Origin of the sequence: Paucidesulfovibrio longus DSM 6739, from assembly GCF_000420485.1 — a bacterium.
In the GTDB taxonomy this organism is placed as follows: domain Bacteria; phylum Desulfobacterota; class Desulfovibrionia; order Desulfovibrionales; family Desulfovibrionaceae; genus Paucidesulfovibrio; species Paucidesulfovibrio longus.
In genome coordinates this window covers 130,753-156,933 of sequence record NZ_ATVA01000015.1, presented here as the reverse complement: position 1 = coordinate 156,933, position 26,181 = coordinate 130,753, and the positions used below count along the sequence as shown (strand labels likewise).

Here is a 26,181-nt window from a genome sequence, read left to right as displayed (position 1 = left end):
GTTCGGTTAATCGGCCGAACTGATCATCTCCGCATAGCATTCGATGACGTGCTTGACGCGCACGCCCTTGCCCTGACGGGAAAGCATGTCCGTCAGCTGCATCATGCAGGCGGGGCAGGACGTTGCGGCCACGTCGGCTCCGGAGGCGATCACGTTCTCGGCCTTGCGGGTGCCGATTGCCTTGGACATTTCATAATGATTGATGTTGAAGCTGCCGCCGCAGCCGCAGCAGACCCCGGCCTCGGCCATCTCCACGAACTGGTAGGCGGGGTTGGCCTTGAGCACCTTGCGGGGCTGGGCCGTGACGCCGAGGGAGTTCTTGAGGTGGCAGGGGTCGTGGTAGGTGACCTTCGGAGCCTTGGACGAGGCGGCCTGCACATCGACGCCGATCACGTCGACCAGGAACTGGCTGATGTCCATGGTCTTTTCGGCCAGCTCCTTGAGCGCCTGCACGTCCGCATCCGCGCCCTTGTACATCGTCGGCCAGAGTTCCTTGATGGTCGAGGTGCAGGTGGCGCAGGGGGTCAGCAGGTAGTCGAACTGGCCCGCGCGGAACTTGGCGAGGTTCTGGCGGACCAGGCTCTCGAAGGTGGCGCGGTCGCCGCTGGAGAGGGCCGGGATGCCGCAGCAGGCCTGCCCGGAAGGCAGGAACACGCCCACGCCGTGGTGGCGCAAGGCCTTGAGCGAAGCGGTGCCCACGTCGGGGTACATCTTGTCCACGACGCAGCCGGGGAAGAAGGCCACGCGCAGACCGCTTTTGCCAGCGGGCTCGTCCAGGGAGGACACGATCTTGCGCAGCGGCTTTTGGGCCAGTCCCTTGAAGTGGCGGTCGCCGACCACGGGCGCGTTGAAGCGCGCGCAGGACGAGCCGATGATCTGGTCCGCGGGCTTGATGAACATGCCCTGGAACTTGCTGGCCATGCCGGTGAGCAGGTTGAACAGGCCGGGATGGGCCAAAAGGCGGCGGAAGATCAGCTTCTTGGCCGGGGAAAGGCCGAAGTAGCCGGTCATGATCGCGCGGGCCTTGAGGAAGATGTCCACGACCTGGACGCCGCTGGGGCAGTTGGCCTGGCAGGTTCCGCAGAGCAGGCAGCGGTTGAGGGCTTCATTGACGCCGTCGGCGTCCTTGAGGATCTCCCCGGCAAGCCCCTCGACGAGGGCGAGCTTGCCGCGCGTCACGTCGGCCTCACGGCCGGTGCGCTTGAAGATCGGGCAGACGGCCTGACACATGCCGCACTTCATGCAGTTCACGAGCTGGTCGTCCAGCTCCTTGAGCATGGTCACGAGTTTCTTGATTTCAGCCATGTTGTCCCCCTTACCAGCCGATGATCTTGCCGGGATTGAGGATGCCCTTGGGGTCGAGGACGGACTTCATCTTGCGGGAGTATTCGAGGGTGGCCTTGGAGGTCTCCTTCGCAAGGTACTTGGACTTGGCCATGCCGATGCCGTGCTCGCCGGAAAGCGTGCCGCCGAGGCCGAGGGCCTTCTCGAAGATCTCGTCGATGGCTTTTTCAACGCGCTCCCACTCGTGGGTATCGCGCTTGTCCGTGAGGATGGTCGGGTGCAGGTTGCCGTCGCCCGCGTGGCCGAAGGTGCCGATGGTCAGGTCGTACTTCTTGCTGATGGCGCCGAGGGCGTCGATCATGGCCGGGATCTTGGAGCGGGGCACGGTGGCGTCCTCGAGCACGCAGGTGGGGCGCAGCTTGGCCAGGGCGGGCAGCGCGTCGCGGCGGGCCTGCCAGACCTTGTCGCGCTGGGCCGCGTCCTGGGCCACGGTCACGGAGGTGGCCTTGTTGGCCTTGCAGATGGCCTCGACCTTTTCGGCTTCCTCGGCGACCTGGGCCGGGTGGCCGTCCACCTCGATGAGCAGCAGGGCCTCGGCGTCCACGGGCAGGCCGGCCTTGCGGAAGTTCTCCACGGTGCGGATGGTGAAGTTGTCCATCAGCTCCAGGGTGGCGGGCACGATCTTGGCGGCGATGATGGCGGCCACGGTGTCGGCGGCGGCGTTCATGGACGGGAACACGGCCATCATGGACTTGGCGGCGGGAACGGGCGGAATCAGCTTGAGGGTGATGGATTCGAACACGCCCAGGGTACCCTCGGAGGCGACCATCAGGCCGGTGAGGTTGTAGCCGGTGACGCATTTGACGGTGCGGGAGCCGGATTTGACCAGCTGTCCGTCCACGTCGAAGAAGTCCACGCCCATGACGTAGTCCTTGGTCACGCCGTACTTGAGGCCGCGCAGGCCGCCGGCGTTCTCGGCCACGTTGCCGCCGAGGGTGGAGACGGCCTGAGAGCCCGGATCCGGCGGGTAGAACAGGCCGCGGGAGGCGACCTCGGCCGCGAACTGGGCCGTGACCACGCCGGGCTGGACGCGGGCGTAGAGATCCTGTTCGTTGATTTCGAGGATCTTGTTCAGGGCGTTGGTCAGGATGACCACGCCTCCCGGATGGGGAATGGTGCCGCCGGAAAGGTTGGTTCCGGCACCGCGGACCGTGATCTTGAGTTCATTCTCGTTGCAGAGGGCCACGGCTTTGCCCAGCGCTTCGCTGTTGGTCGGGCGCAGGACCAGGGCCGGGGTTTTGGAGTCGAGCACGGCGGCGTCGTAGGAATAGGAGTGGAGATCAGTCTCGGAAGTGAGCACGTTCTCCTTGCCGAGAAGAGTCTCGAATTCCTTGATCAGTGCAGCATTGGCGGACATGTTGGTCTCCTGAAATAGTTCGGCCCGGAGGCCGGGGCTGCCGGTCCCCGGGCCGTTGTTATCTACCTGTTTGGCTCAGCTTATACCGTTTGGCCCGATTAGAACAGGTGCGGGACGAAAACGTAGCTGAGCAGGGTGGCGACGATGCCGACCACCACGCCGTAGAGCAGGAAGGGCCACACGGTGCGGCGCAGGATGGTGCCTTCCTTGCCGGAGAGGCCGACCACGGCGCAGACCGCCACGATGTTGTGGATGCAGATCATGTTGCCCATGGCGCCGCCGACGGCCTGCGCGGCCACGATGATCTGGTGCGGCAGGTTCAGGGTCGAAGCCATGCCCCACTGGAACTCGGCGAAGAGCAGGTCGGACACGGTGTTCGAGCCGGTGATGAAGGCGCCGAGGCCGCCCACGTAGGAGGCGAACATGGGCCAGGCGCTGCCCACGAGTCCGGCGACCGCCTGGGCCATGGCCAGAGGCATGGAGGGGTAGCCGTTGGGGTTCAGGGCGGCGTCGGCGATGCCGGAACCGCGGAAGATGGAAACCAGGGCCACGGCCGCGAACAGGGCGATGGTCGGGTTCTTCATCTTGGCGATGGACTGGGTCCAGGCGGTCTTGACCTCGGAACCCTTCATGCCGTGCAGCAGCACGGTCAGCAGGGCGACCAGCACGAAGGGAATGGTGCCGGGCAGGTAGAGGTAGGCGATGGAAGCGCCGACGCTCTCGTAGCCGAGGATGCCGTCAAAGGACAGCTTCTGGGCGGCGAGGAAGCCCTTGAGGCCCAGTTCGGGGATGCGGGTGATGACCAGGATCAGGCCGATGAGCACGTACGGCAGCCAGGCGCGGAACTGGCTCATGTGGCACTTGAATTCGCAGGTGTCGGAGCCCTTGATTTCGCCGGTCCATTCCGGATCCCAGTTGGCGCTGGGGCCGAAGTCCCAGGATTCCTTGGGCACGCAGAAACCGGCCTTGGCGCCGGCAACGACCACGCCCAGGCCGACGAGACCGCCGATCAGGGACGGGAATTCCGGGCCGACCAGCCAGGCGAAGGCCATGTAGGGGATGGTGAAGGCGACGGCGGCGAAGAGGCAGAACTTCCAGGCCTTGAAGCCGTCCACCCAGGAACGCTTGGGACCGAAGTAACGGGTGATGAAGCCGAGCATGAACACGGGGAGGATGAAGATCATGCCCACGTGCATCAGGGTGGCCCACTGGCCGATGACCATGTTGAACTGGTCCATGTTGGCGAAGTTCAGGCCGGGGATGTTCGCGCCGACAGCGGCTTCCACAAGGCCCTTGAGAAACTTCAGGCCGAGCACGACCGGGGTGCCGACCGCGCCGAAGGTGACGGGGAAGGAGTTGAACACCAGGCAGATGACCGCGGCGGCCAGGGGCGGGAAGCCCAGGCTGAGCAGCAGCGGAGCGGCCAGAGCGGCAGGGGTGCCGAAGCCCGCGGCGCCTTCGATGAAGGCCGCGAACAGGTAGCCGATGATGATGGCCTGCACGCGGCGGTCGCGCGAGATGTTCTGCATGCCGTGCTGAATGGTCTCCATGCCGCCGCTGTGTTGCAGCGTATAGAGAATCAGGATGGCGCCGAAGACGATGATCAGGATGCCGATGGCGGTGATGAATCCCTGAATGGTCAGGGCGGCGACGTAGCCGACGGGAAGCTGCCAGGCCAGGATGGCGCCGAGCGCACAGGCGAGCCAGGCCACGGGCATGGCTTTGGTGGCGGGCCAGCGCAGGCCGACCATGAGCACCAAGGCGAGGACAATGGGAATTACTGCGACCAGAGCCAGAACTTCGATAGACATGTGTTCCCCCTCCAAATGCGATTAGGGTCGTTCATGCAGTGCTCCCGGGTGGGAGCGGGGCGATGCGCGGGGACGGAATTTCGCGCGCCGCCCGTTTCCTCAAATCACTTGCCGATCGATCCGGGCCGCAGGAGCGGCGCCGAACGTACCCATTGGAGCGCTGGGTCCGCGCATTGGCGTTATCTCGTTCTCCCCGGCGAACGCCGCCCCGCACTGCACGGGGCGGCGTCCTGAGAGAGGGGAGAGGAGGTACTACTTGCCGGCGCGACCGTCGTCGCAGGGCTCGCCGCCGCCGGGGCGGGCGTGCTCAGCCGTGGCGAGGGTTTCGCAGGCTTCCGGTTCGGCCAGTTCGCCGTCGTTGACGGGCTTGGCCTCGGCCATGCGCTTGAGACGCTCGTAGCGCATGGCGTAGTCGTGTTCGATCTGCTCGCGCAGACGCTTGGACTCGCCGGGGAATGTCCGCTCCAGGAGAGCGTAACGGTTTTCACCGGAGAGGAATTCCTGAATGGAGCCGTCCGGGCTCTTGGATTCGAGCACGAACGGGTTCTTGCGCTCGTCGGCCAGCTGCGGGTTGAAGCGGAAGAGCGGCCAGTAGCCGCAATCCACCGCCAGCTTGCCCTCGAGCTGGGACTTTCCCATGCCCTTGCGGATGCCCTGGTTGATGCAGGGCGCGTAGGCGATGATCAGGGAAGGACCGGGGTAGGCCTCGGCTTCCTTGATGGCCTTGAGGGTCTGGGCCTTGTCCGCGCCCATGGAGATGCTGGCGACGTAGACGTAGCCGTAGGTCATGGCCATCTGGCCGAGATCCTTCTTGCCGGTCTTCTTGCCGGAGGCCGCGAACTTGGCGATGGAGCCGAGCGGGGTGGCCTTGGAGGACTGGCCGCCGGTGTTGGAGTAGACCTCGGTGTCCATGACCAGGACGTTGATGTCCTCGCCGGAGGCCAGCACGTGGTCCAGTCCGCCGTAGCCGATGTCGTAGGCCCAGCCGTCGCCGCCGAAGATCCAGAAGGACTTCTTGGTGAACAGGTCGCTCATGGCCGCGATCTCGGCCAGGGCCGGGTCCGTGGTTCCGGCCAGGAGCGCCTTGAGCTTGTCGCCGAACTCGCGGGACTTCTCGGCGTCGTCCTTGCCTTCGAGCCAGCCGTTCAGCGCGGCCTTGAGCTCGCCTTCGGCGCTCTCGGCGGCCTGGGCCACCAGGCTGGAGAGGCGCGCGCGGCGCTGGGCCACGGCGATCTGCATGCCGAAGCCGAATTCGGCGGCGTCTTCGAACAGGGAGTTGCCCCAGGCCGGACCGTGTCCGTCCTTGTTCACGCAGTAGGGCGTGGTCGGGGCGGAGGCGCCCCAGATGGACGAGCAGCCCGTGGCGTTGGCCACGATCATGCGCTCGCCGAAGAGCTGGGTAAGCAGCTTGACGTACGGGGTTTCGCCGCAGCCGGAGCAGGCGCCGGAGAATTCCATGAGGCTCTGCTGGAGCTGGCTGCCCTTGACCGTGTCGCGGCGGGTCAGGTCCGTCTTGTAGGAGACGGTCTCGGAGAAGGCGAAGTTATCGGCCTGGGCGTCGGCCTGGGTGGCGATGGGCTTCATCACCAGGGCCTTTTCCTTGGCCGGGCAGATGTCGGCGCAGTTGCCGCAGCCCAGGCAGTCCATGACATTGACCTGGAGGCGGTACTTGAGGCCCTTGAAGTCCTTGCCTTTGGCGTCCTGGGCGGCGAAGGAGGCCGGAGCCTTCTTCATCTCGGCCTCATCGGCCAGCACCGGGCGCAGGGCGGAGTGGGGGCAGACAAAGGCGCACTGGTTGCACTGGATGCAGTTGTCGATGTTCCATTCCGGAACCATGATGGCCACGCCGCGCTTCTCGTACTTGGAGGTCGCCAGCGGGAAGAGGCCGTCCGGCTCGAACGCGGACACGGGCAGGGTGTCGCCCTTCTGGCCCAGGATCGGGCGCATGACGTTCTTGACGAAGTCGGGCTCGCTCTTGACGACCGGGGCCTCGTCCTGCGCGTCGGCCCAGGAGGCGGGGTAGTCCACGGCCTTGAGGGCCTCGGTGGCCAGGTCCACGGCGTCGTTGTTCATCTTGACGATCTTCTCGCCCTTCTTGCCGTAGGCCTTCTGGATGCCTTCCTTGAGCAGGGCCACGGCCTTCTCGAAGGGGATCACGTCCGCCACCTTGAAGAAGGCGGTCTGCATGACCATGTTGATGCGTCCGCCCAGGCCCACCTTGCCGGCCAGGGCCACGGCGTCGATGGTGTAGAACTTGAGCTTCTTCTCGGCGATGGTCCGGCGCATGGCCGCGGGCAGCTTCTCTTCCATGTCCTCCAGGGACCAGGAACAGTTCAGCACGAAGGAGCCGCCGTCCTTGATGCCCTCAAGCACGTCGTAGAGCCGCACGTAGCTGGGGTTGTGGCAGGCGATGTAGTCGGCGCTGTCCACGAGGTAGGTGGACTGGATGGGCTTTTCGCCGAAGCGCAGGTGGGAAACGGTGATGCCGCCGGACTTCTTGGAGTCGTAGGCGAAGTATCCCTGGGCGTAGAGGTCGGTGTTGTCGCCGATGATCTTGATGGCCTGCTTGTTCGCGCCCACGGTGCCGTCGGCGCCGAGGCCCCAGAACTTGCACTGGACAGTGCCCTTGGGGGTGGTGTCCAGTTTTTCGGACACAGGCAGGGAAAGGCCGGTCACGTCGTCGTTGATGCCCACGGTGAAGCGCTTCTTGGTTGCGCTTTCCATGTTGTCGTAGACGGCCTTGATCATCGGGGCGTTGAATTCCTTGGAGCCGAGTCCGTAGCGTCCGGCCAGGACCACGCAGTTGCGTCCGGCCTCGGCCAGGGCGGCGCGCACGTCCAGGAACAGCGGGTCGCCGGAAGCGCCGGGCTCCTTGGTGCGGTCGAGCACGGTGACCTTGGCGGCGCTGGCGGGCAGGGCGGCCAGGAAGGCTTCCTCGACAAAGGGGCGGTACAGGCGGACCTTGACCAGGCCGACCTTGCGTCCCTGGGCCACGAGGTGGTTCACGGTCTCCTCGATGGCTTCGCAGGAGGAGCCCATGGACACGACCACGTGCTCCGCATCGGGAGCGCCGACGTAGTCGAAGAGATTGTAGGCGCGGCCGGTGATGCTCTCGACCTTCTTCATGCAGGACTGCACGATGCCGGGCAGGGCGGCGTAGAAGGGGTTGGCGGCTTCGCGGGCCTGGAAGTAGATGTCCGGGTTCTGGGCGGTGCCGCGGATGTGCGGGTGCTCAGGGTTCATGGCTCCGGCGCGGAAGGCCTCGACCATTTCCATGTCCACGAGCTTGGCCATGTCGGCGTAGTCGATGATCTCGATCTTCTGGATTTCGTGGGAGGTCCGGAATCCGTCGAAGAAATGCAGGAAAGGCACGCGGGATTCGATGGCGGCGAGGTGGGCCACCAGGGCGAGGTCCATGACCTCCTGGACCGAACCCGAGGCGAGCATGGCGAACCCGGTCTGGCGGGCGGCCATGACGTCGGCGTGGTCGCCGAAGATGGACAGCGCGTGGGCGGCGAGGGCGCGCGCCGTGACGTGGAACACGCCGGGCAGCAGTTCGCCGGAAATCTTGTACATGTTGGGGATCATCAACAAAAGGCCCTGGGAGGCGGTGAAGGTGCTGGTCAGGGCGCCCGCAGCCAGGGAGCCGTGCACCGCGCCTGCCGCGCCCGCTTCGGACTGGAGCTGGCGAACCAGAACCGACTGCCCGAAGATGTTCTTGCGGCCCTGGGCAGCCCACTCGTCGGCAATCTCACCCATGGTCGAGGACGGGGTGATGGGGTAGATGGCGGCCACCTCGCTCATGGCGTATGCCACATGAGCGGCGGCGGTGTTGCCATCCATGGTTTTCATTTGCTTGGCCATTGAATTCTCCTTTCCATTGTTTCCGCATTCCGGCGGGCGGACCCGCCATGTAATGGCTACGCCCTAAAGATCAAGAAGCGTGCCAGCCTTTGTTTTTGTGTTATAGCTCAATTATTGCTGCTTCTTGCGTTGTCTTCTCCTTGCTCCGCCCCTGGCCGGGCGAGCTCGTTGGTCTGAAAAAACAGACAGCCATTCTCCTGCCGTTCGCATAGGGCCGGGATCAAACCCGCCCGTACCGGGGCCTTGAGGACGATATCCGGATCAGGTCGCCGTCAATGGTTGAAGCCGGGTGTCTTTTTTTTCGGACTTCCAGGTCGCGCTCAGGGGGGCTTCGACGTTGTCTTCCGGAAGCGGGCAACTCTTTTCATACGCGTCAGGACGTGTTAAATGCAAAGAGAGTGGAAGCTTTCTCCTCGAAAGTGGATTCGGTACGTTATCTGCATTGCAGTACGACATTCCGAACCGAAAGAGACGCGAGGGTATATGATGTTACGCCGTTTTAGCATTCGCATGCGATTATTTTTCCTGCTGGGGCTCATCGTCCTGTTTCTGGGCGGTGTTATTTTTGCGTTCCATAACAATGCGAACATGATAAAAGACATGGGCGTCAAGGCTTCCGACGAGGCCATGCTCGACGGCCAGAAGCAGAAGCTTCAGGTCTCGACGCATTCCCTGGCTGTGGCGCTGGGCGACCTCGTCAAGGACGTGCCGGGAGAATCCGCCCGGGTGGAGCTGTTGCGCGCAGCGGTGGACAACATCCGATTCGAGGATGACGATTCCGGCTATTTCTTCATCTACCGCGGAACCGTGAACGTGGCCCTGCCGCCCAAGAAGGAACTCCAGGGCAAGGATCTGGGCGACCTCAAGGATCCGAACGGCGTGCAGCTCGTGACCGAACTGCACAAGCTGGCCATGGCCGGCGGCGGCTTCATCGAATACATCTGGCCCAAGCCGGGCGCGGGCGACGTGCCCAAGCTTTCCTACGCCGAGATGATTCCGGGCACGGACGTCTGGATCGGGACGGGCGTCTATACGGACAACGTCCAGGCCGAGAAGGAACGCATCGCGTCGATCATTTCCGATCATGCCAACAATTCCCTGACGTGGGTTCTCAGCGTGGTCGTGGTGCTGCTCCTGTTCGTGCTCCTTCCGCTTTTCTGGATGATCGTCGTAAGCATCGTGAAGCCCGTATCCGAATGCGCCGCCCTGGCAGAGTCCATCGCCGCGGGCGACCTGGACGTGTCGCTCAAGGCCGAGGGACGCGACGAACCCGCCGTGCTCCAGCGCGCCTTCAACAGCATGGCCGCGTCGCTGCGCGGCAAGGCTGCCCTGGCCGGGCGCATCGCCGGGCGCGACCTGACCGGGGACGTGGTGCTCTGCTCCGAGCGCGACTCCCTGGGCAAGGCGTTGCAGGAGATGACGCGCAATCTGCGCCAGCTCCTTGGCGAGGTGCGCGAGGCCAGCATCCAGATCGCGGCGGGCTCCTCGGAAGTCTCGGATTCGAGCCAGTCCCTCTCCCAGGGGGCGACCGAGCAGGCCGCTTCTCTGGAGCAGATCACCAGTTCCATGACGGAAATGGGCTCGCGGACCCGGACCAACGCCGAAAACGCCTCCAAGGCCAGCGAGATCGCGCGGCAGCAGCAGGAACAGGCAGGCCGGGGCGCAACGGACATGTCCCGGATGCTGGAGGCCATGGAAGGAATCAAGAACGCCGGGCAGAGCATCGCCCGGATCATCAAGGTCATCGACGAGATCGCCTTTCAGACCAATCTGCTGGCCCTGAACGCCGCAGTGGAGGCCGCGCGTGCTGGCAAGCACGGCAAGGGCTTCGCCGTGGTTGCGGAAGAGGTCCGCAACCTGGCCTCGCGCAGCGCCAAGGCCGCCGAGGAAACGTCGGGCCTCATCGAGGACACCATCAGCCGCGTGGAGCACGGTGCGGAACTGGCGCAGCTGACTTCCGAATCTCTCGAACGCATCGTGCAGGGCGCGGGCACGGTCACGGAGCTGGTGCAGGAGATCGCTTCCGCGTCCAGCGAGCAGGCCGAGGGCATTTCCCAGGTGGGCGACGCCCTTTCCCAGATCGACACCGTGACCCAGACCAACACGGCCAACGCCGAGGAAACCGCCTCGGCCGCGGAGCAGCTCTCCAGCCAGAGCGCGCATCTGCGTCACGCCCTGGAAAAGTTCCGGCTCAAGGAAGACGGAGGTGCCCAGCCCGCGTTGGAATCCGCTGACGACTGCATCGACTTTGCGGACGAGTATGGGCAGGACGGCGGCAGGGACGAGTCCGAAGTGGGCGGGCGCAAGCGCCGGGCCGCCCTGGGGCCCGGCTCGCACGGCCTGTCCAGATATTAGACCGCAGGAATCGAGACGGCACGGCATGACGGGGCCGAAGCGCGGGAAGTCCGCGCTTCGGCCCTGTTTCATTGTGGCTCCGCCCTCAATCCTGGTGCTTGATGTCGTGCTTTTTCAGCAGCGCGTAAAAATGCGAGCGCGAGAGCCCGGAAGTGGCCAGGATGTTCTTGATGTCCCCGTCTTCGCGCGAGACCAGCGCCTCAAGATAGTGCTTCTCGGCCATCTCTTTGAAATCCTTCAGCGCGGGCAGCTTTCCATCCAGGTCCGGGCTGGAGAGAAACGGCGAGGCGGCTCGGGATTCGGCCTGCGCCTGGGCCTGGGCCCGGGTTTCCGGCCGGCGGGCGCGTTCGTCGATCTGGACCTTGGCGACCTTGATGCGCAGTTCCTGGGGCAGGTGCATGGCGTAGATGGTGCGCTCCGCTCCGGCCGCGATGAAGGCTCGCTCCAGGACGTTGCCCAGTTCGCGGACGTTGCCGGGCCAATCGTAAGTTTCGAGCACGCTGAAGAATTCCGAGCCGAAGCCCTTGATGGGCGCGTCGTACCGATCGCAGAGTTGATCCACGAAGTGCATGGCCAGGGGCTTGATGTCCTCGCGCCGTTCCCGCAGGGGGGGCAGGCGGATCTGCACTGTCTTGAGCCGGAAGAAGAGGTCGCTGCGGAAGCGCTGCTCGTCCACGAGGGTTTGCAGGTCGCGGTTGGTGGCGGAAATGAGCCGGAAGTCGCTGTGCACTTCGCGGGCCTCGCCCACGGGACGGAAGCGGCGTTCCTGGAGCACGCGCAAAAATGATTTCTGGAGCGAGAGCGGCATTTCGCCGACCTCGTCCAGGAAGAGCGTGCCCTTGTCCGCCAGCTTGACGAGGCCGATGCTGTCGCGGTCCGCGCCGGTGAACGCCCCTTTCTTGTGACCGAAGAGCGTGCTTTCCACGAGGTTTTCCGTGAGCGAGGCGCAGTCCACGACCACGAATTCGCCGTCGGGCCGGGCGCTGTTTTCGTGGATGGTCCGCGCGAAAAGCTCCTTGCCCGTTCCCGTCTCGCCCGTGATGAGCACGTTGGAATCGGACTGGCAGGCCTGGGCCACGAGGTCGAAGCAGGCGCGCATGGCCTGGCTGCGGCCGACCACGTTTTCCAGGTTCAGGGCCACGAGATTGGTGCGGCTGCGCTTCTCGTCCCGGTACTTGAGCGCGCGGCCCAGGGTGAGGGTGATTTCCTTCACCGGGGAGGGCTTGAGCAGGTAATCCCAGACGCCTCCCTGGATGGCCAGTTCCGCGCCGTCCGCATCGCCTTTTCCCGTGAGGATGATGACTTCCGGGCTGTCCGGCATGGACTTGACTTCCGGCAGGCGGTCGAGCCCGTTGCCGTCGGGCAAGCGGATGTCCAGGAAGACCACGTCGAAGCCGCCCGCGCGCAGCTTGCCCATGCCCCTTTCCAGGGTGTGGGCGCTTTCGCTGTCGTGGCCCAGCCGGGTGGCCAGGCTTTCGATGGTGCCGCAGACGTCGTGGTCGTCGTCGATGATCAGTATCCGGGCCATGTGGTCATTCCTCCCCGCGTTCGTCAAGAGTGTGCCGGATGGCTTCGGACAGGGAAACCTGATTATAGGGCTTGAGCAGCGCCCGGCGGATGGCGGGGGAATCCGCAGCCTGCTGGAGGGCGTCCTTGCGTCCGGAAATGAGTATGACGGGCAGGTTGGGGTTGACTTCCACGGCTTTCTCCGCGAGTTGCAGCCCGTTGGTGCCGGGCATGTCGTAGTCCGTGATCAGAACGTCGAAGCCGCCGACGTTCAGGCGCAGTGTTTCCAGAGCCTCGTCCGGATCGCGCATGGCCGTGACGCGGTAGCCGAGCTGTTCCAGCAGGCGCGGCACGGTGTCGAGCTGGTCCTGGTCGTCCTCCACGAAGAGCAGCCGCTCGTCTCCGCGAAAGGCCCCGCGCCGCCCGGCGATCAGCAGCTGGCCGTCGCTGCCCGTGCAGGGCAGGTAGATTTCGAAGCAGGTGCGCTGCCAGGGCACGGAGCTGACGCGCACCCCGCCCCGGTGCGCCTTGGCAATGCCGTGGACGACGGCCAGTCCGAGGCCGGTGCCTTCGGCTTTGCCTTTGGTGGTGAAGAAGGGATCGAAGATCTTGTCCACGATTTCCACAGGAATGCCGGGTCCGTCGTCGCAGACCCAGAGCTTGAGGTAATGCCCCGACGGAATGTTCAGCAGTTCGGCCTTGTCCCCCTCGACGTAGGTGCGGGTCAGCCCCAGTTCCAGAACGCCGCCCTTGGGTCGCAGGGCCTGGAAGGCGTTGGTGCAGAGGTTCATGACAACCTGATGGATCTGGGTCGGATCGGCCCAGATGTGGGTGTCGTTGGCCTCGATGCTCGTGCGTACCACGATGTTGCGCGGCAGGGACGCCTTCATCAGCTCCACCGCCTCGTTGATGGTCTCGGCGATGTCCGCGATGAGGAATCCTTCCTGGGAGGGGCGGCTGAAGGCGAGAATCTGCTTGACCACGCGCGAGCCCCGGTCGGCGGCCTTGAGCACGCGGGCCAGATCCTTGTGGGTCATGCTCTCTTCCTCCACGTCGCTGATGGCCAGTTCCGTGGAGTTGATGATGCTGGTGAGAATGTTGTTGAAATCGTGGGCAATGCCGCCTGCGAGCGTGCCGATGGCCTCCATCTTCTGGGACTGGAGCAGCTGCCGTTCGAGGTTGACCTTGCGGGTCACGTCCTCGGCCGTGCTCAGGGTGCCCATGACCTTGCCCTTCTCGTCGGGCAGGGGAACCTTGTTGATGTCCAGCCAGACGCTGTCGCCCTCGTCGTTGGCAACCCGCAGGCTCTGGCCCAGAAGCGGCTGCCCGGTCTGAAGCACCTGGCGGTCCCAGTTGGCGAGCTGCCGGATCAGTCGGCCGCCTTTGAAGATGTCCTCGTCGCGCTCGCCCAGGACGTCCTCGGGGCTGGCGAGGTTGAAGAAGCGGGCAAAGGACATGTTCGCGCCGAGATACCGCTGCCGCTTGTCCTTCCAGCAGATCAGGAGGGGCAGGGTGTTCATCAGGATTTCCTGGAACGAGAGCTGGGCCTTGATTTCGCGCTCGACCCGGCGGCGGCGCAGGATGTTGAAGGCCAGCAGCACCAGGATGACCGAGAGCACGAGGATCGAGCCGAGAATGGTCCAGAAGAACTTGGGCTCGATGCGGTAGAAGATGTCCGGCTCGTTGATGATCTCGCTGCCCTCCGGGAGCGAGTCCAGGGGGATGTCGAAGCGTTTGAGTACGTTGTAGTCGAAGGCGTAGGGGTTTTCGAGCGTATGCTGCACCGGGATGTTCGCCGGGCTTTCGCCGGCGAGGATGCGTTCGGCCATGCGCGCCGCGGCCCGGCCCATCTCCGTGCCCGAGAGCAGCTTGCCGCCCACGATGCCGTATCCCAGCAGGAAGCGCCAGGAGCTGAAGATCATGACGTTGGAGTGGGCGTGCAGAATGGAGAGCACTTCCTCCACCGTGTACAGCTCGCCGTGCGCGCCCTTGTAGAAGGGGGTCAGGAAGAGGGCGGACTGCGGTCCGAGTTTCTCCACGTTGGCCAGGGTTTCGGCCAGGGTCTGCGTCTCCCAGTAGTCGAACTTGAGCCTGCCCTCGAACTGCTGTGCCTGCTCGCGAACCTGGTTGGTAATGGCTTGGGACGTCACGGACTTGTCGCTGATGACCACGATGTGCTTGAGTCCGGGACGGATTTTCAGGGCCAGATTCAGGGTCGCGGCGACATCCGGGTTTTCCGTGATGCCGGTGAAATGCTTGCGATCCGTGACCGTCTTCGGATTGAAATAGTTGATGCCGCAAAAGACCACCGGCGCGCCGGGAAACAGCTCGTCCCGATACTTGGTCAGAAAGCTCAGGGCCGTGTTGTCCGAGGCGATGACGGCGTCGAAGCTGTCGTTGACGAACTTGGCCTTGAAGTAGGCGTGCAGGGCGTCTTCCACGGCTTCCGGCGCGTAGCGCTTGGTGTCCATGTATTCGATCTGGAGATCGACGGTCAGCCCGCTTTCCGCGAACTGCTTGCGCACTCCGTCGAGGATGTCGTCGGACCACGCGTATCCGTTCTGATAGGAATTCAGGAAGAGAACGCGTTTCTTGTTGCCCTTGGCCAGGGCCTGCTGAGCCGGAACCGGCAGCGCCAACACGAAGGCAGCCAGGATCGCCAGGACAAGCAGGCGGCAGGGCGTTGAACAGGGCGTATGCGAAGAGCGCGAGGATTCTTTCATGGTGTTCTGCGGCTAACCGACGAGACGCGTCCACGTCAAGGTGCGAGGGGCATTTCAATGGACGCGCGCTCGCGCCGCTGCCATGAGGTAGTCATCCCGCACGGAAAGGCAAGTCCGGGCCAGGGGGGCGGTTTTGATGGGCGAATCGGCTACTTCTTCCCGTTGCCTCCGCCGTTGCCTCCGCCGTTGCCTCCGCCGTTGCCGCCGCCATTGCCGCCGCCGTTTCCGCCACCGTTTCCACCGCCGTTTCCGCCGCCGTTTCCGCCGCCGCCTCCGCCGCCTCCGCCGGAGTTTCCGCCGCCGGAGTTTCCGCCGCCGGAGTTGCCTCCGCCGGAGTTGCCGCCCGCATTGCTGTTTCCGGAATTGCCAGGGGAGCTGCCGGACTGTCCGGGAGCATCGGCGGACTTGCCGTGAGACATGCCCGACTTGCCAGGCGCGTCGGAGGAGTTGCCCGCCTTGCCGTTGGAATCGCCCGACTTGCCGTTGGAGTTGTCGGAATTGCCCTTGCTCGCGGATGCGGCGCTTTCGCTGACGTTGGAAGGGGTCGGTGCCTTTTTGTCCACGAGCGTCTTGGTGAATTCCTGGCGGAATTGCATGCGGGAGGGACTTGAAACGCCTTTTTGGGCGGCCACGGACACTTCCTGTCCGCGGTCCACGAACTGGTTGCGGTTGAAATGGTCGGTGACCATGACGCTTCGGGTCTTCAGGCCGTCCATGTGGGCCACGTCGACCCGCGAAGGTTTGGCGGCGTTGAACACCGCGCGGACGTTCTGTGCGAATTGCGCGGATACCCGCCCGCCGGGAACCGCGAGCGTGGCCGCCGCCTGGGCGATGAGACCGCGGGTGCGGGACCGGATTTCCGCCTCGTTGGCCAGGGAGACGGCCACGGCGGCTTCCGTGCCCCGGATGCCGATGGTCGCCATGGGAGCTTGGATGCGGAAGAAGAAGGGGTTTCGGTTGACGATCTGCCCGGTGACGAACTGGCAGGCTCCGCTCAGGATGTCGGCCTGGAGAGCGCCGTCCTCCCCTTCCTCGCTGTAGGCGAACTCCGCGAGGTCGAGCCTGGTGTCCGGCGCCATGGTGAAGATCGTTCCATCCATGAGCATGAACTGGACTTTGGAGTTTTCATCGGTGAGCAGCACGTCGCTTTGGTACAGCGGCGCTTCCACGGTGAGCCTTCTCGCTCCGCTGCCGCCGAAGCGTGCGGCGATCTCCGGAGTGTCGTTGACCGCCAGGGCTCTTCCCTCAACGCTTTGGACATATCCCGCCGGTTCTTCGGCAGCCGCGGCCCCGCATGGCAGCAGAGACAGCAGAAGCGCGAAGCTGAGAAATATTGCTTTCATATTGATGCCCTCTTTCCCGTATCCGGAAGCATATCCAATTTATCAATTGTTGAAAAGATAACTGAAGCTGTCCACGAATTCAAAGTCTGAATCAGTGTGCGCCGCAGTCCATGCATGATAAAGACGTTTTCCCGCCGGGAATCGCCACTTCACTCCAATGGTTTTGTAACTACCTGAAATGACGCTCTCCGCGAGATTGTCGCAACGAGCAATGATCGCGCCGTGAAGTTCTGAAATGGGCAATTGCGATGAATTCGCGCGTTTCCGCATCATCTTCGACGTTCTAAAAAAATCAAACAAAAAAGAAATGATGCATGACCTTTTGTCGTCATGCGCAGGTCGTGAATCGCGCACGCCGCGTTCCATTGGCATGCTCTCTGCTCAATGGGGGGCAACGCTCACGCGGCCGCGCGCCGAATGAGCCAATCCGAGCCAACGCTGAGAGGAAGGACAATTGAACAAACATCTGATTGCCGTCCTGGGCGTGACCGGGGCGCTCTTCCTGGTCTCGGCGGCGGGCTACATCCTGCCCGCCCCGGCGGACGGACCGCCTGCCCGCGTGTTGCTGGACAACACCGGCGGGCGCGTCGTCTTCGCCCATCAGGTCCACGCGCAGGATTACGGCCTGGATTGCGCCGACTGCCATCACGACGAAGGGGATCCGGAGCATCCTGTTCCCTGCGGCGACTGCCATCCGTCGGCTTTTGATGCGGCCTGGGCTGCGTCGCACCAGCAACGGTTCGCGGACAAGGCGCAGTGCCTGCGTTGCCACGATGGTGACCCTACCGGAGGCGTCGCGGCGGAAGAAAAGCCGGACACAAGCTGGATTCCGGTGCGCACCGAGGCGTTCCACGGCCAGTGCATGGGCTGCCATGAAAGCATGAGCGGACCAGCCGGCGACGGATCGTGCAAATCCTGCCATGCGGGGATGTGATCATCATGCTTGAAAACAACGTGTTTTCGCTCCGAGCGGAGCTGTCCGGCAAGGTCGTCGAGATTCCGGAACCCGAAGAGGTGAGCCTGTTCGTCTGCGGCTACGACATCCGCGCGGAGCGCGGGAAGGCCGTGAAGCGGGGCGAGGCGCTGGCCGCGCACCCAAGAACCGCCGGAGGAGCGGCCAATGCGCCCATTGCGGGCAAGGTCAGCAAAATCGACTTCGCCTATCTTTCCATCAAAAAGGACAAGAAGGACGAGGCCGCCGACCCCGTGGACGTGCGCTCCCTGAGCCCAGGCGAGGAACTCAATCAGGCCATGCGCGATCTGGGCATCAGCGTGGAGCGTTTCCGCGAGGCCGAACTCCTGATCGTCAACGGCCTGAATCCGCAGCCCGGCGTGAACGTAGCCGAGCAGCTCCTGCGCGACGAAAACGAAACCGTGCGCCGGGGGCTTTCGCTGGTGCGCAAGGCCGTGAATCCGCGTCGATGCGTGCTGGTCACGGGCGACGGAGGCTATTCGCTGGAAGGCTGCTCCGATGTGCGCATGCGTCCCGAATACCCCAACAGTCTGGCCCCGCTGGTCATCAAGGCCGTGACCGGGCGGGAACAGTCCGACGGCGTGGCGGTCTTCAGCGTGCACAAGCTCTGGCAGATCGGTCGGGTCGTGGAAACGGGCCGTGCCATCGATGAGACCGTGTTTACGCTGGCCGGAACCGCCTATTGCGCGCGCATCGGCACGCCCATTGTGGATATCCTTGATTTTGCCGGAGTGGAGATTCACCCCGGCGACCGTCTCGTGCTCTCCGGGCCGCTCACGGGCTACACGGTCTTCAACGTGGAGCACGGCCTGGAAAAAGGCGTCTACGCCTTGAACGTGATTCCCAAGGACGCTTTCCCGGCCATGGAGGACCGTCCCTGCATCAACTGCGGCGAGTGCGTTCTGCACTGCCCGGCGCGGCTCCAGCCGAACATCATCGCGCGCTTCGCGGAGTACGGCATGTTCCAGCAGGCGCGGGAGCAGGGGCTCGACGCCTGCATGGAGTGCGGGCTTTGCTCCTATTGGTGCCCGGCCCTGCGGCCAATGCAGCATTACCTCCGTTTCGCCAGGCAGCAGCTGCGGACCGAAACCGATCGGCTGACCGCGGGCTGGACACGTTGACGCCCGGCATTCCGGACATTCAATCCGAGGTGAACCCTTCATGATCAAACAAGCCGCCATCATCAAGCCCCATGCGGACATCGCCATCCGGCTCACCGTGGGCCCGCCTTCCCACTGGCGCTGCGGGCGGACCATCCGGGGCATGAACCTGGAGCGCGTTCTGGCCCTGGCGCCCGCCGTTCTGCTGGCATCCTGGCGCTTCGGTCTGGGCGCGGCGGAGGTCGTGGGCATGGCCTGCGCCGCGGCCGTGGCCTGCGAGGCGCTCATGTCCCGGCTGCGCAGGCAGCCCATGCAGCTGGACAACTGGAACGCCTTTTACACCGGGCTGCTCTTCGCCCTGCTTCTGCCGAGCGGTGCGCCCTGGTGGCTCGCCTTTGTGGGCGGATTCGTCTCCGTGGCCCTGGGGCAGACGCTTTTCGGCGGCCAGGGGTCCAATCCGTTTTGCGCGCCTGCCCTGGGCTGGGCCGTCTGCAAGGCCTCCTGGCCGCAGTTCATGGACGTGGACCTGGCCCTGGCCGCGCTGCCCATGAACGAGCCCTTGGCTACGCTGAAATATTTCGGCGTATCCGGCCTGGAGCAGTTCGACCTGCTGGAGCTTTTCCTCGGCGGACAGATCGGCGCCGTGGGCGCGTCGCAGGTGGCTGCGCTGCTGCTGGGCGGGCTTTGGCTCCTGGTGCGCGGCGTGGTCAAGCCGTTCATCCCGTTGGCCTTCCTGCTCGGCGTGGCGCTGACCTCCGGGGTGCTCTGGCAGATCGATCCGCCGCGCTTCGCCGCGCCGCAGTTTCATCTGGTCACGGGATCGGTGATGCTCGCCGCCTTCTTCCTGGCCACGGATCCAGGATCGTCGCCCTGCGGACGGCTGCCCATGATCCTGTTCGGCCTCGTGGCCGGGACGCTGACCGTGCTCATCCGGACCTACGGCGTGTTCCTGGACGGCGCTCCCCTGGCGGTGTTGCTGGCCAACCTGCTGACCCCTCTTCTTGACCGCATCCGGCCCCGGCCCTTTGGCGCGAGGAGGAAGATCCATGCGTGAACTGATCAAGATGGTGCTGGTGCTCTCGCTCATAGGCACGATCTCCGGCTACGGCCTGGCCGCGCTCAAGCAGGCCACCCGCGCGGACATCGAGGAACAGGTGCTGACCTACGTGCAGGGACCGGCGCTCCTGGGCGTGCTGGCGGGCGTGGAGAACGATCCCATCAAGGACCGCCGCAAGCTGTCCCTTGAGGACGGCGGCGAGATCACCGTGTTCCCCGGTTTTCGTGGCGGGAGGTTGACGAGCCTCGCGTTCGAGACCTTTGCCCCCGGTTATTCGGGCAACATCGGCGTGATGGTCGCCTTCGACCTGGACGCGGACACGGTGTCGGCCGTGGGCGTGACCACCCAGTCCGAAACGCCGGGAGTGGGCACGAGGGTCTTTGTGCCAGGATTTTACGAGCAGTTCGAGGACCACCCGCTCACGGGCCTGGGGTTGAAGAAGGACAACGGCGACATCGACGCCGTTTCCGGGGCGACCTTCTCCTCGGCGGGCACGGTGAATGCGGTCGGGAAGGCCGCCGAACTCTATCCCGGGCTGAAGGAAAAGGCCCGCGCCGCCTGGAACGGCTGAGGAGAAGCCATGCACCGCATCTGGAAGGAATTCGTCAAGGGGCTCTGGAAGGAGCTGCCCCCGTTCCGCGTGGTCCTGGGCCTGTGCCCCACCCTGGCCGTGACCTCTTCCGCGGAGAACGGGCTGGGCATGGGGCTGGCCGTGGTCTTCGTGCTCACGCTCTCGAACCTGCTCGTTTCGCTCCTGCGCAACCTGATCCCGTCCAAGGTGCGCATCGCCTGCTTCATCCTCATCGCGGCCTCCCTGGTGGTCACGGTGGAGCTGCTGATGCAGGCCTATGCCTATCCGCTCTACCAGAAGCTCGGAATCTTCGTGCCGCTCATCGTGGTCAACTGCATCATCCTTGGACGGGCCGAGGCCTTCGCGTCCAAGAATCCCGTGCTCGCCTCCGTGGCCGACGCGCTCGGCATGGGCCTTGGGTTCACCATGTCCCTGACCGTTCTGGGGTGCATCCGCGAGCTGTTCGGCAACGGCACGGTGTTCGGCGCGCAGGTGGCCTGGGATACGTTCGCGCCGTTCAGCATCATGGTCCAGGCGCCGGGCGCGTTCCTCTGCCTGGGCTTGATCCTGGCGGGCATGAACGCCTTCAGCGGCTGGTACAGCCGCCGTCACGAAGGTCCGCCGCCGCGCGCCGTGGAAGCCATCGCCTCGTGCTCTTCGCCGGGCGCGGCGCATCTGGCCATCGTGGAGGAAGACGCAGAAAGTCCGGCCAACGGCACCAACGGCAGCGCTGATTAGCCCGCCACGCAAGGAGAACCGCACATGGATTACTTCCTGCTCATCATCACCGCCGTGTTCATCAGCAACATCGTGCTGGTGCAATACCTGGGATCCTGCCCGTTCATGGGCACGTCCAAGGCCATCGGGGTGGCTCTCGGCATGGGCGGAGCCGTGGTCTTCGTCATGACCATGGCCACGGCCCTGACCTGGCCCATCCAGCACCTGCTGCTCCTGCCGAACGGCGTGGACTATCTCCAGACCATCGTCTTCATTCTGGTCATCGCCTCGCTGGTGCAGCTGGTGGAGATGTTCCTGCGCAAGTTCGTGCCGCCGCTCTATGCCTCCCTGGGCATCTATCTGCCGCTGATCACCACCAACTGCGCCGTGCTCGGCGTGGCCATCCTGGTGCAGCGCAACGATCTGCCCTTTGTCCGGGGCGTGGTCTATTCCCTGGCCTCCGGAGCGGGCTTCCTGTTGGCACTGGTGCTCATGGCGGCCATTCGCGAGCGGTTCGACACGGCCCCCATCCCCCGGGTCTTTCGCGGCACGCCCATCGCCCTGGTCACGGCCGGAGTGATGTCCCTGGCGTTTTATGCCTTCCGGGGCATGGGCGGCTGAAGTCCGGCGCATGCGCCTGAAGTGGAAATGAGTTCAACGGAGAAGATATGATCGCTTCCTCTGTCGCCATTGTTTTCGGCTTGAGTTTCGTGGCCGCCGTGCTGCTGGCCGCGGCTTCCCGCGTCTTTCACGTGGAGGAGGATCCGCGCGTGGCCGAGGTGGAGGCCTGCCTTCCCGGAGCCAACTGCGGCGGCTGCGGGCTGCCAGGCTGCTCCGCGGCCGCGGCCGCGGTCGTGGCGGGCGAGGCTCCCCCGGAGATCTGCGTGGCCGGCGGCATGGACACGGCCGCGGCCATCGCCAGGGTCATGGGCCTGAGCGTCGATTACCGCGAGCCGCAGGTGGCCGCTTTGATCTGCTCCGGCGGCGACCGGGCCAAGCGCATGTTCGCCTATGAGGGCGTGCGCGACTGCCGGGCGGAGGCCATGCTTTACGGCGGGGAGAAAAGCTGCGGACTCGGCTGCATCGGCATGGGCTCCTGCGTGCGCGCCTGTCCCTTCGATGCCGTTCGCCTCGGCCGGGACAATCTGCCCGTGGTCAACAAGGCCCTGTGCCGCTCCTGCGGCAAGTGCGCCGAGGTCTGTCCCACGGGCGCGATCCGCATCACCAGCTTTTCCGCAAGCCTGCTGCACGTGAACAAGCTCGTGGACTGCCTTGCGCCCTGCATGCAGAAGTGCCCGGTGCAGCTCGACGTGCGCACCTTCGTCCAGCAGGTCAAGACCGGCGATCTGCACGGCGCACTGCTGACCCTCAAGAACCGCAACCCGCTGCCCCTGATCGTGGGCCGCATCTGTCCGCATCCCTGCGAGGACATCTGCCGCCGCAAGATCGTGGACGAGGGCGTGGGCATCAACGCGCTGGAGCGCTACGTTGCCGACTGGGAGATGAACACGGGGCGCATCCCCATTCACGTGGCTCCGGAAACGGGCCGCAAGGTGGCCATCGTGGGCGGCGGCCCGGCCGGGCTTTCCTGCGCCTATTTCTTGCGCCGCCTGGGGCACCATCCCGTGATCTTCGAGTCCCATTCGGCGCTCGGCGGCATGCTTCGCTACGCCATCCCCGAGTTCCGGCTGCCGCGCAACGTGGTGGACTGGGAAATCCAGGGCATCCTGGAACTGGGCGTGGAAGTGCGCACCTATATGACCTTCGGCAAGGATTTCGACCTCGGCGATCTGGAAAGCCAGGGCTATGAGGCCGTGTTCCTGGCCACGGGCGCCTGGCGCAATCCCCGTCTCTATATTCCGGGAGACGACGCCAGAAACATCGTGGGTGGGGTTGATTTCCTCACGGGCGTCGGCTCGCGCTGGACCAACCTCAAGGGCAGGCGCGCCGTGGTCGTCGGCGGCACCAACTCGGCCATGGATATCGCCCGGAGCCTGGTTCGTCTCGGCGCGGAGCGGACCAGCGTGCTCACGCGGCACATTCCGCGCAAAATGGCCGCGAACAAGTACGAAATCGAGAAGGCCGAGGAAATCGGAGCCGAAATCCTCGTCCAAACCATGCCCCAGAGTTTCGAGCTGGATGAATCAGGCCGCGCCGTTGCCGTGCGCTATGTGCGCACGGAGTATCCCGACGAGAAGAAGGCCGCGGGCGAGCCGCGTCCCGTGCCCGGCACCGAGGCGCGGCTGGAGGCGGATCTCTTCGTGGTCGCCACGGACCGCGTGCCCGATCTCAGCCCCTATCTGGACAAGCGCGGCCTCGGACCGTTCCGCTTGACCAAGCAGGGCACCATCATCGGCGACGACATGACCATGCGCACCAACCTGCCGCACGTCTTCGTGGGCGGCGAGCTGCGCCGGGGGCGCTCCATCGTCATGGAAGCCGTGGCCGACGGACGTCGCGCCGCGCGGTCGATCCACAACTTCGTGACCACGGGCGACGTGCCCATGCCCACCCTGCCGCAGGAACGGGTCGTGCCCGAATCCCTGCTCAAGGGCATGCGCGTGCGCTGGCGCATCCCCAAGGTGCAGCCCTCGGAGGTGCCCGTTAAGGCCCGGCTGGAGCGTTTCGCCCTGGAAGTGCGCAGAGGCATCGGCGACCGCGAGGCCGTCAAGGAGGCCAGCCGTTGCCTGCGTTGCGGCTTTACCTGCTACGACGCGGAAGCGGGCTCGGAATTCGCCGAGGACAGGGACGTGACTCCTTATGAACAGGCAGTCGAAAACTAAGGCTGCATGAGGACGGACATGAAGACCTACAGCTATGATTGCGGCGCGGGCGTGGCTCGCCGCCGGGACGGAAACCGCCGCCTGACCCGGCGCAGTTTTCTGCGCTACGGCACCATGCTCGGCGCCGGGCTGACCCTGACGCCCCTTCTGGATCCCCTGCTGGGGGCGCGGGCCGCTGCCGTGGAGTTCGTCGGAAAAGTCCGGCCGCACCGGCTGGAAGCGTGCCGCTTTCTTCTCGGCACCTTCGTGAACATCACCGCGGTGGACGCAAGCCGGGACAAGGCCGAAACCGCCATTGAGGCCGCGTACGCCGAAATACTGCGCCTCTCCGCCATTCTCAACCGCCATGATTCCGGAACCCCGCTGTCGCACCTGAATCGCTTCGGCAGCCTGAACGGGGCGGAACCGGAACTGGTCGCCGTGGTGGAGCGGGCCCTGGCTGTGCATCGCCTGACGGACGGCGTTTTCGATCCCAGCGTGGCCCCGCTGGTGGACCTGCTGCGCGCGGCAGGCCCGCACGAGCCGGACGCCGCCGCAATGCGCGAGGCCCTGGACCTGGTGGGCGCGGTGCACGTGCGCGTCGCGGGCCGGAACCTGACGCTGGGGCGCACGGGCATGGCCCTGACCCTGGACGGCATCGGCAAGGGCTATGTCGTGGACCGGGCTTCGGAAGTCATGGCCAGGCTGGGCGTGCGGGATCATCTCATCAATGCGGGCGGCGACATCCGCGCTTCGGGAAGGCCGACCCCGGAGCGGGGCTGGCGCATCGCCCTGGAAGACCCGCGCGGACACGAGACCACGCCTTCCGTCATCGAGCTGCGCGACATGGCCGTGGCCACCTCCGGAGCCTATGAACAGACCTGGGGACCGGGGCGGCACCACATCGTGCGCCCCGATTCCGGCATCTGCCCGGGGCAGGTCCTGTCCGTGTCCGTGGCCGCGCCAACGGTCATGGGGGCGGACTGTCTGGCCACCGCGCTCTTCGCTTCGTCGCCCCACGCAGGGCTTGCCTTGGCCGACAGCCTTCCCGGCAGGGAATGCCTGATTCTCGGGCAGTCCGGGGCGGCGTTGAAATCCGCGCGTTGGAATACGCTGGAATGCCGTACCTGAGTTGACCTGATCGTTCGATACCCCTCCCCCTTCCCCCGGGGCTCCGGCTCTGCCGCCGGAGCCCTTCTTTTTTGCCTTTTATGGCAACTGAGGCCGGGCGGGTGGGGAAGGACGCAGGGAAACGCGGCGCAGTGCGGCCGACGGAGCTGCGGCGATGTCCTGACGGCAAAGGGAAAAGTGTGCCCCGGCGGGAGTGGGCGCTCCTGCCGGGGCTGGGGGGGGAGGAGGGTTGAAGCCTTGGCCTGGTTTCGTCCTTTGGCTTCGTATCGTCTCTTGGTCGCGGGGAGGTGGTGCTTGCCCCCGCTTCCGCAATGGTACGCCGCGTCCTCTATGAGCTGGACTTGGCGATACGATCTATTTCCGCGTAGAGTTCGTGGTCGCGGATGATGCCCACGACCTTGCCGTCTTCTTCAACGAGAAGGCGCTGGAGGTTGTGGGAGAACATCCGCTCGGCCACCTCGATGAGGGTGGCGTTGGCTTCGACGCGCTCGGTGTGCGCGCTCATGACGTCCTTGATCTGCACGTCGAGCAGATCCTCGACCTGCCGTGTGAACACGCCGTCCCAGAAGAAGCGGGAGAAGCGCGTCGTTTCCTTGGATTCGGGCTGCGCGCTGATGTGGGCCTTGTAGAGCGCGGTGATCAGGTCGCGGATGGTCAGGTAGCCCACGGGCTCGCCCTGGGCGTTCAGCACGATGATCGAGCGATGGCCCTTGTCCGAGGTCGCGTCCGTGGGGATGACGCGTTCGTTGTGCTCCCGCAGCTTCTGCACGGCTCGCAGCACGGTTTCGTCTTCGCGCACCGTGGTATATTCGCTGAGCGGAATCATCAGGTCTTCGGCGCTGATTTCGGCGTGCCAGCCTTCATAGGCGGACTTGTAGGCGTCGGTGATGCGCGATGCGAGATAGTTGATGTCGCAGGGCTTGGTCAGATAGTCGAACGCGCCGTCGCAATAGGCGTCGATGGCGCTCTTGATGGAGCCGTAGCCCGTGAGCATGATGACCTGCGTCGTGGGGCGGCGCTCCTTGAAGGCTTCCACGAATTCATTGCCGTTCATGTTCGGCATCTGGAAATCGCTGACCACCACGTCCGGATCCTGGTCCGTCATCTCCAGCGCCTTGACCGCGTTGTCCGCCGAGATGATTTCGAATCCCTTCATTTCAAGCAGGCGGGCCATGTTGCTCCGGAAGCGGTCGTCGTCATCCACAAGCAGTACGCGAATCTTCATCATGGTTGTTCTCCTTGAGCCGCTGTTGCCGCACCTTTGGAGGACCGCTCCGGTCATGGGGCCGGTCCGTCGAGCGGTTCCCGGACGGGGAGGCATCCACCATCCTGTTCCTTCGGCGCGGCGAAATTGAAATGCTTGCCGTTTTGCCGGAATCCAGCGTCCGGACTTGCCCAAAAGAAAAGCAATCGGTGTGCCATTCAAATTAGTCTGTATATGCGAGTGGATAGCAACCAAATATGCGGGATCGTATCGAGGTGCATCGCGCGGCTTTCGCGCAATGAATCGCGGGAGAGGGGAAAAGCTCGCAAGCCTGAATGCGGCGTGCGGCCTTGTCCAGAGCGG

General features: G+C 64.8%; 18 protein-coding genes. 9 read left to right on the top strand and 9 right to left on the bottom strand.

Annotated elements, in window-relative coordinates; translation table 11 throughout:
- Positions 1-6: 6 nt before the first annotated feature.
- The 4 genes from G452_RS0111785 to nifJ all read right to left on the bottom strand — a co-directional run bounded on the left by G452_RS0111785 (position 7) and on the right by nifJ (position 8,376).
- Positions 7-1,305 (bottom strand): (Fe-S)-binding protein, encoded by a 1,299-nt coding sequence (locus G452_RS0111785; RefSeq protein ID WP_022662464.1) that lies wholly within the window; start codon positions 1,303-1,305, stop codon positions 7-9.
- A gap of 10 nt (positions 1,306-1,315) precedes the next feature.
- The gene (locus G452_RS0111780) at positions 1,316-2,701 is read right to left on the bottom strand and encodes an FAD-binding oxidoreductase (protein ID WP_022662463.1); all 1,386 of its coding nucleotides are present in this window, start codon (positions 2,699-2,701) and stop codon (positions 1,316-1,318) included.
- A gap of 98 nt (positions 2,702-2,799) precedes the next feature.
- Positions 2,800-4,512, bottom strand: coding sequence for an L-lactate permease (locus tag G452_RS0111775; RefSeq protein ID WP_022662462.1), 1,713 nt, complete (start codon positions 4,510-4,512; stop codon positions 2,800-2,802).
- A gap of 252 nt (positions 4,513-4,764) precedes the next feature.
- The gene (gene nifJ / locus G452_RS0111770; protein WP_022662461.1) at positions 4,765-8,376 is read right to left on the bottom strand and encodes a pyruvate:ferredoxin (flavodoxin) oxidoreductase; all 3,612 of its coding nucleotides are present in this window, start codon (positions 8,374-8,376) and stop codon (positions 4,765-4,767) included.
- A gap of 510 nt (positions 8,377-8,886) precedes the next feature.
- Here nifJ and G452_RS19300 point away from each other — a divergent pair.
- Positions 8,887-10,731, top strand: a complete 1,845-nt coding sequence (locus tag G452_RS19300; RefSeq protein WP_162141305.1) for a methyl-accepting chemotaxis protein — start codon at positions 8,887-8,889, stop codon at positions 10,729-10,731.
- 85 nt (positions 10,732-10,816) lie between these two features.
- Here G452_RS19300 and G452_RS0111760 read toward each other — a convergent pair whose 3' ends face one another.
- From G452_RS0111760 to G452_RS21515, 4 genes are all read right to left on the bottom strand, one after another.
- Positions 10,817-12,259: a sigma-54-dependent transcriptional regulator gene (locus tag G452_RS0111760; RefSeq protein ID WP_022662459.1), complete on the bottom strand. Its 1,443-nt coding sequence runs from the start codon at positions 12,257-12,259 to the stop codon at positions 10,817-10,819.
- A gap of 4 nt (positions 12,260-12,263) precedes the next feature.
- On the bottom strand, positions 12,264-14,960 hold the full coding sequence (locus G452_RS19295; RefSeq protein WP_022662458.1) for a hybrid sensor histidine kinase/response regulator: 2,697 nt from the start codon (positions 14,958-14,960) through the stop codon (positions 12,264-12,266).
- Between the two features lie 149 nt (positions 14,961-15,109).
- Positions 15,110-16,303, bottom strand: coding sequence for a FecR family protein (locus G452_RS20680; protein ID WP_022662457.1), 1,194 nt, complete (start codon positions 16,301-16,303; stop codon positions 15,110-15,112).
- 42 nt (positions 16,304-16,345) lie between these two features.
- Positions 16,346-16,675: a hypothetical protein gene (locus tag G452_RS21515; protein ID WP_155887687.1), complete on the bottom strand. Its 330-nt coding sequence runs from the start codon at positions 16,673-16,675 to the stop codon at positions 16,346-16,348.
- An 82-nt stretch (positions 16,676-16,757) separates the two neighbouring features.
- Between G452_RS21515 and G452_RS0111745 the strand changes: the two genes are divergently transcribed.
- Genes G452_RS0111745 through G452_RS0111710 form a run of 8 tightly spaced genes read left to right on the top strand, consistent with a single transcriptional unit; the run spans position 16,758 to position 24,614 of the window.
- Positions 16,758-17,237 (top strand): cytochrome c3 family protein, encoded by a 480-nt coding sequence (locus tag G452_RS0111745; protein WP_022662456.1) that lies wholly within the window; start codon positions 16,758-16,760, stop codon positions 17,235-17,237.
- 5 nt (positions 17,238-17,242) lie between these two features.
- Positions 17,243-18,397, top strand: a complete 1,155-nt coding sequence (locus G452_RS0111740; RefSeq protein ID WP_027189219.1) for a 4Fe-4S dicluster domain-containing protein — start codon at positions 17,243-17,245, stop codon at positions 18,395-18,397.
- 40 nt (positions 18,398-18,437) lie between these two features.
- A complete protein-coding gene (locus G452_RS0111735; protein WP_022662454.1) occupies positions 18,438-19,430 on the top strand; it encodes an RnfABCDGE type electron transport complex subunit D in 993 nt (330 codons plus the stop codon).
- The gene (rnfG, locus tag G452_RS0111730) at positions 19,423-20,004 is read left to right on the top strand and encodes an RnfABCDGE type electron transport complex subunit G (RefSeq protein ID WP_022662453.1); all 582 of its coding nucleotides are present in this window, start codon (positions 19,423-19,425) and stop codon (positions 20,002-20,004) included. Before G452_RS0111735 ends, rnfG begins: the two co-directional genes overlap by 8 nt.
- A 9-nt stretch (positions 20,005-20,013) precedes the next feature.
- The gene (gene rsxE / locus G452_RS19285; protein WP_022662452.1) at positions 20,014-20,742 is read left to right on the top strand and encodes an electron transport complex subunit RsxE; all 729 of its coding nucleotides are present in this window, start codon (positions 20,014-20,016) and stop codon (positions 20,740-20,742) included.
- A gap of 24 nt (positions 20,743-20,766) precedes the next feature.
- Positions 20,767-21,342 (top strand): electron transport complex protein RnfA, encoded by a 576-nt coding sequence (locus G452_RS0111720; protein WP_022662451.1) that lies wholly within the window; start codon positions 20,767-20,769, stop codon positions 21,340-21,342.
- Between the two features lie 47 nt (positions 21,343-21,389).
- Complete coding sequence (locus G452_RS0111715; RefSeq protein WP_022662450.1) at positions 21,390-23,504, top strand: RnfABCDGE type electron transport complex subunit B; 2,115 nt, start codon at positions 21,390-21,392, stop codon at positions 23,502-23,504.
- A gap of 18 nt (positions 23,505-23,522) precedes the next feature.
- A complete protein-coding gene (locus tag G452_RS0111710) occupies positions 23,523-24,614 on the top strand; it encodes an FAD:protein FMN transferase (RefSeq protein ID WP_022662449.1) in 1,092 nt (363 codons plus the stop codon).
- A 328-nt stretch (positions 24,615-24,942) separates the two neighbouring features.
- On the opposite strand, the gene G452_RS0111705 is transcribed toward G452_RS0111710, so the two are convergent.
- Positions 24,943-25,842 carry a CBS domain-containing protein gene (locus G452_RS0111705; protein WP_022662448.1) on the bottom strand — a complete coding sequence of 300 codons (900 nt, stop codon included), beginning with the start codon at positions 25,840-25,842 and terminating at the stop codon, positions 24,943-24,945.
- Positions 25,843-26,181 lie beyond the last annotated feature (339 nt).

Coding starts and splice junctions, on each gene's coding strand:
- G452_RS0111785 (WP_022662464.1), bottom strand. CDS start 1,305: ATGGCTGAAATCAAGAAACTCGTGACCATGCTCAAGGAGCTGGACGAC.
- G452_RS0111780 (WP_022662463.1), bottom strand. CDS start 2,701: ATGTCCGCCAATGCTGCACTGATCAAGGAATTCGAGACTCTTCTCGGC.
- G452_RS0111775 (WP_022662462.1), bottom strand. CDS start 4,512: ATGTCTATCGAAGTTCTGGCTCTGGTCGCAGTAATTCCCATTGTCCTC.
- nifJ (WP_022662461.1), bottom strand. CDS start 8,376: ATGGCCAAGCAAATGAAAACCATGGATGGCAACACCGCCGCCGCTCAT.
- G452_RS19300 (WP_162141305.1), top strand. CDS start 8,887: ATGCGATTATTTTTCCTGCTGGGGCTCATCGTCCTGTTTCTGGGCGGT.
- G452_RS0111760 (WP_022662459.1), bottom strand. CDS start 12,259: ATGGCCCGGATACTGATCATCGACGACGACCACGACGTCTGCGGCACC.
- G452_RS19295 (WP_022662458.1), bottom strand. CDS start 14,960: ATGAAAGAATCCTCGCGCTCTTCGCATACGCCCTGTTCAACGCCCTGC.
- G452_RS20680 (WP_022662457.1), bottom strand. CDS start 16,303: ATGAAAGCAATATTTCTCAGCTTCGCGCTTCTGCTGTCTCTGCTGCCA.
- G452_RS21515 (WP_155887687.1), bottom strand. CDS start 16,675: ATGCCAATGGAACGCGGCGTGCGCGATTCACGACCTGCGCATGACGAC.
- G452_RS0111740 (WP_027189219.1), top strand. CDS start 17,243: ATGCTTGAAAACAACGTGTTTTCGCTCCGAGCGGAGCTGTCCGGCAAG.
- G452_RS0111735 (WP_022662454.1), top strand. CDS start 18,438: ATGATCAAACAAGCCGCCATCATCAAGCCCCATGCGGACATCGCCATC.
- rnfG (WP_022662453.1), top strand. CDS start 19,423: ATGCGTGAACTGATCAAGATGGTGCTGGTGCTCTCGCTCATAGGCACG.
- rsxE (WP_022662452.1), top strand. CDS start 20,014: ATGCACCGCATCTGGAAGGAATTCGTCAAGGGGCTCTGGAAGGAGCTG.
- G452_RS0111720 (WP_022662451.1), top strand. CDS start 20,767: ATGGATTACTTCCTGCTCATCATCACCGCCGTGTTCATCAGCAACATC.
- G452_RS0111715 (WP_022662450.1), top strand. CDS start 21,390: ATGATCGCTTCCTCTGTCGCCATTGTTTTCGGCTTGAGTTTCGTGGCC.
- G452_RS0111710 (WP_022662449.1), top strand. CDS start 23,523: ATGAAGACCTACAGCTATGATTGCGGCGCGGGCGTGGCTCGCCGCCGG.
- G452_RS0111705 (WP_022662448.1), bottom strand. CDS start 25,842: ATGATGAAGATTCGCGTACTGCTTGTGGATGACGACGACCGCTTCCGG.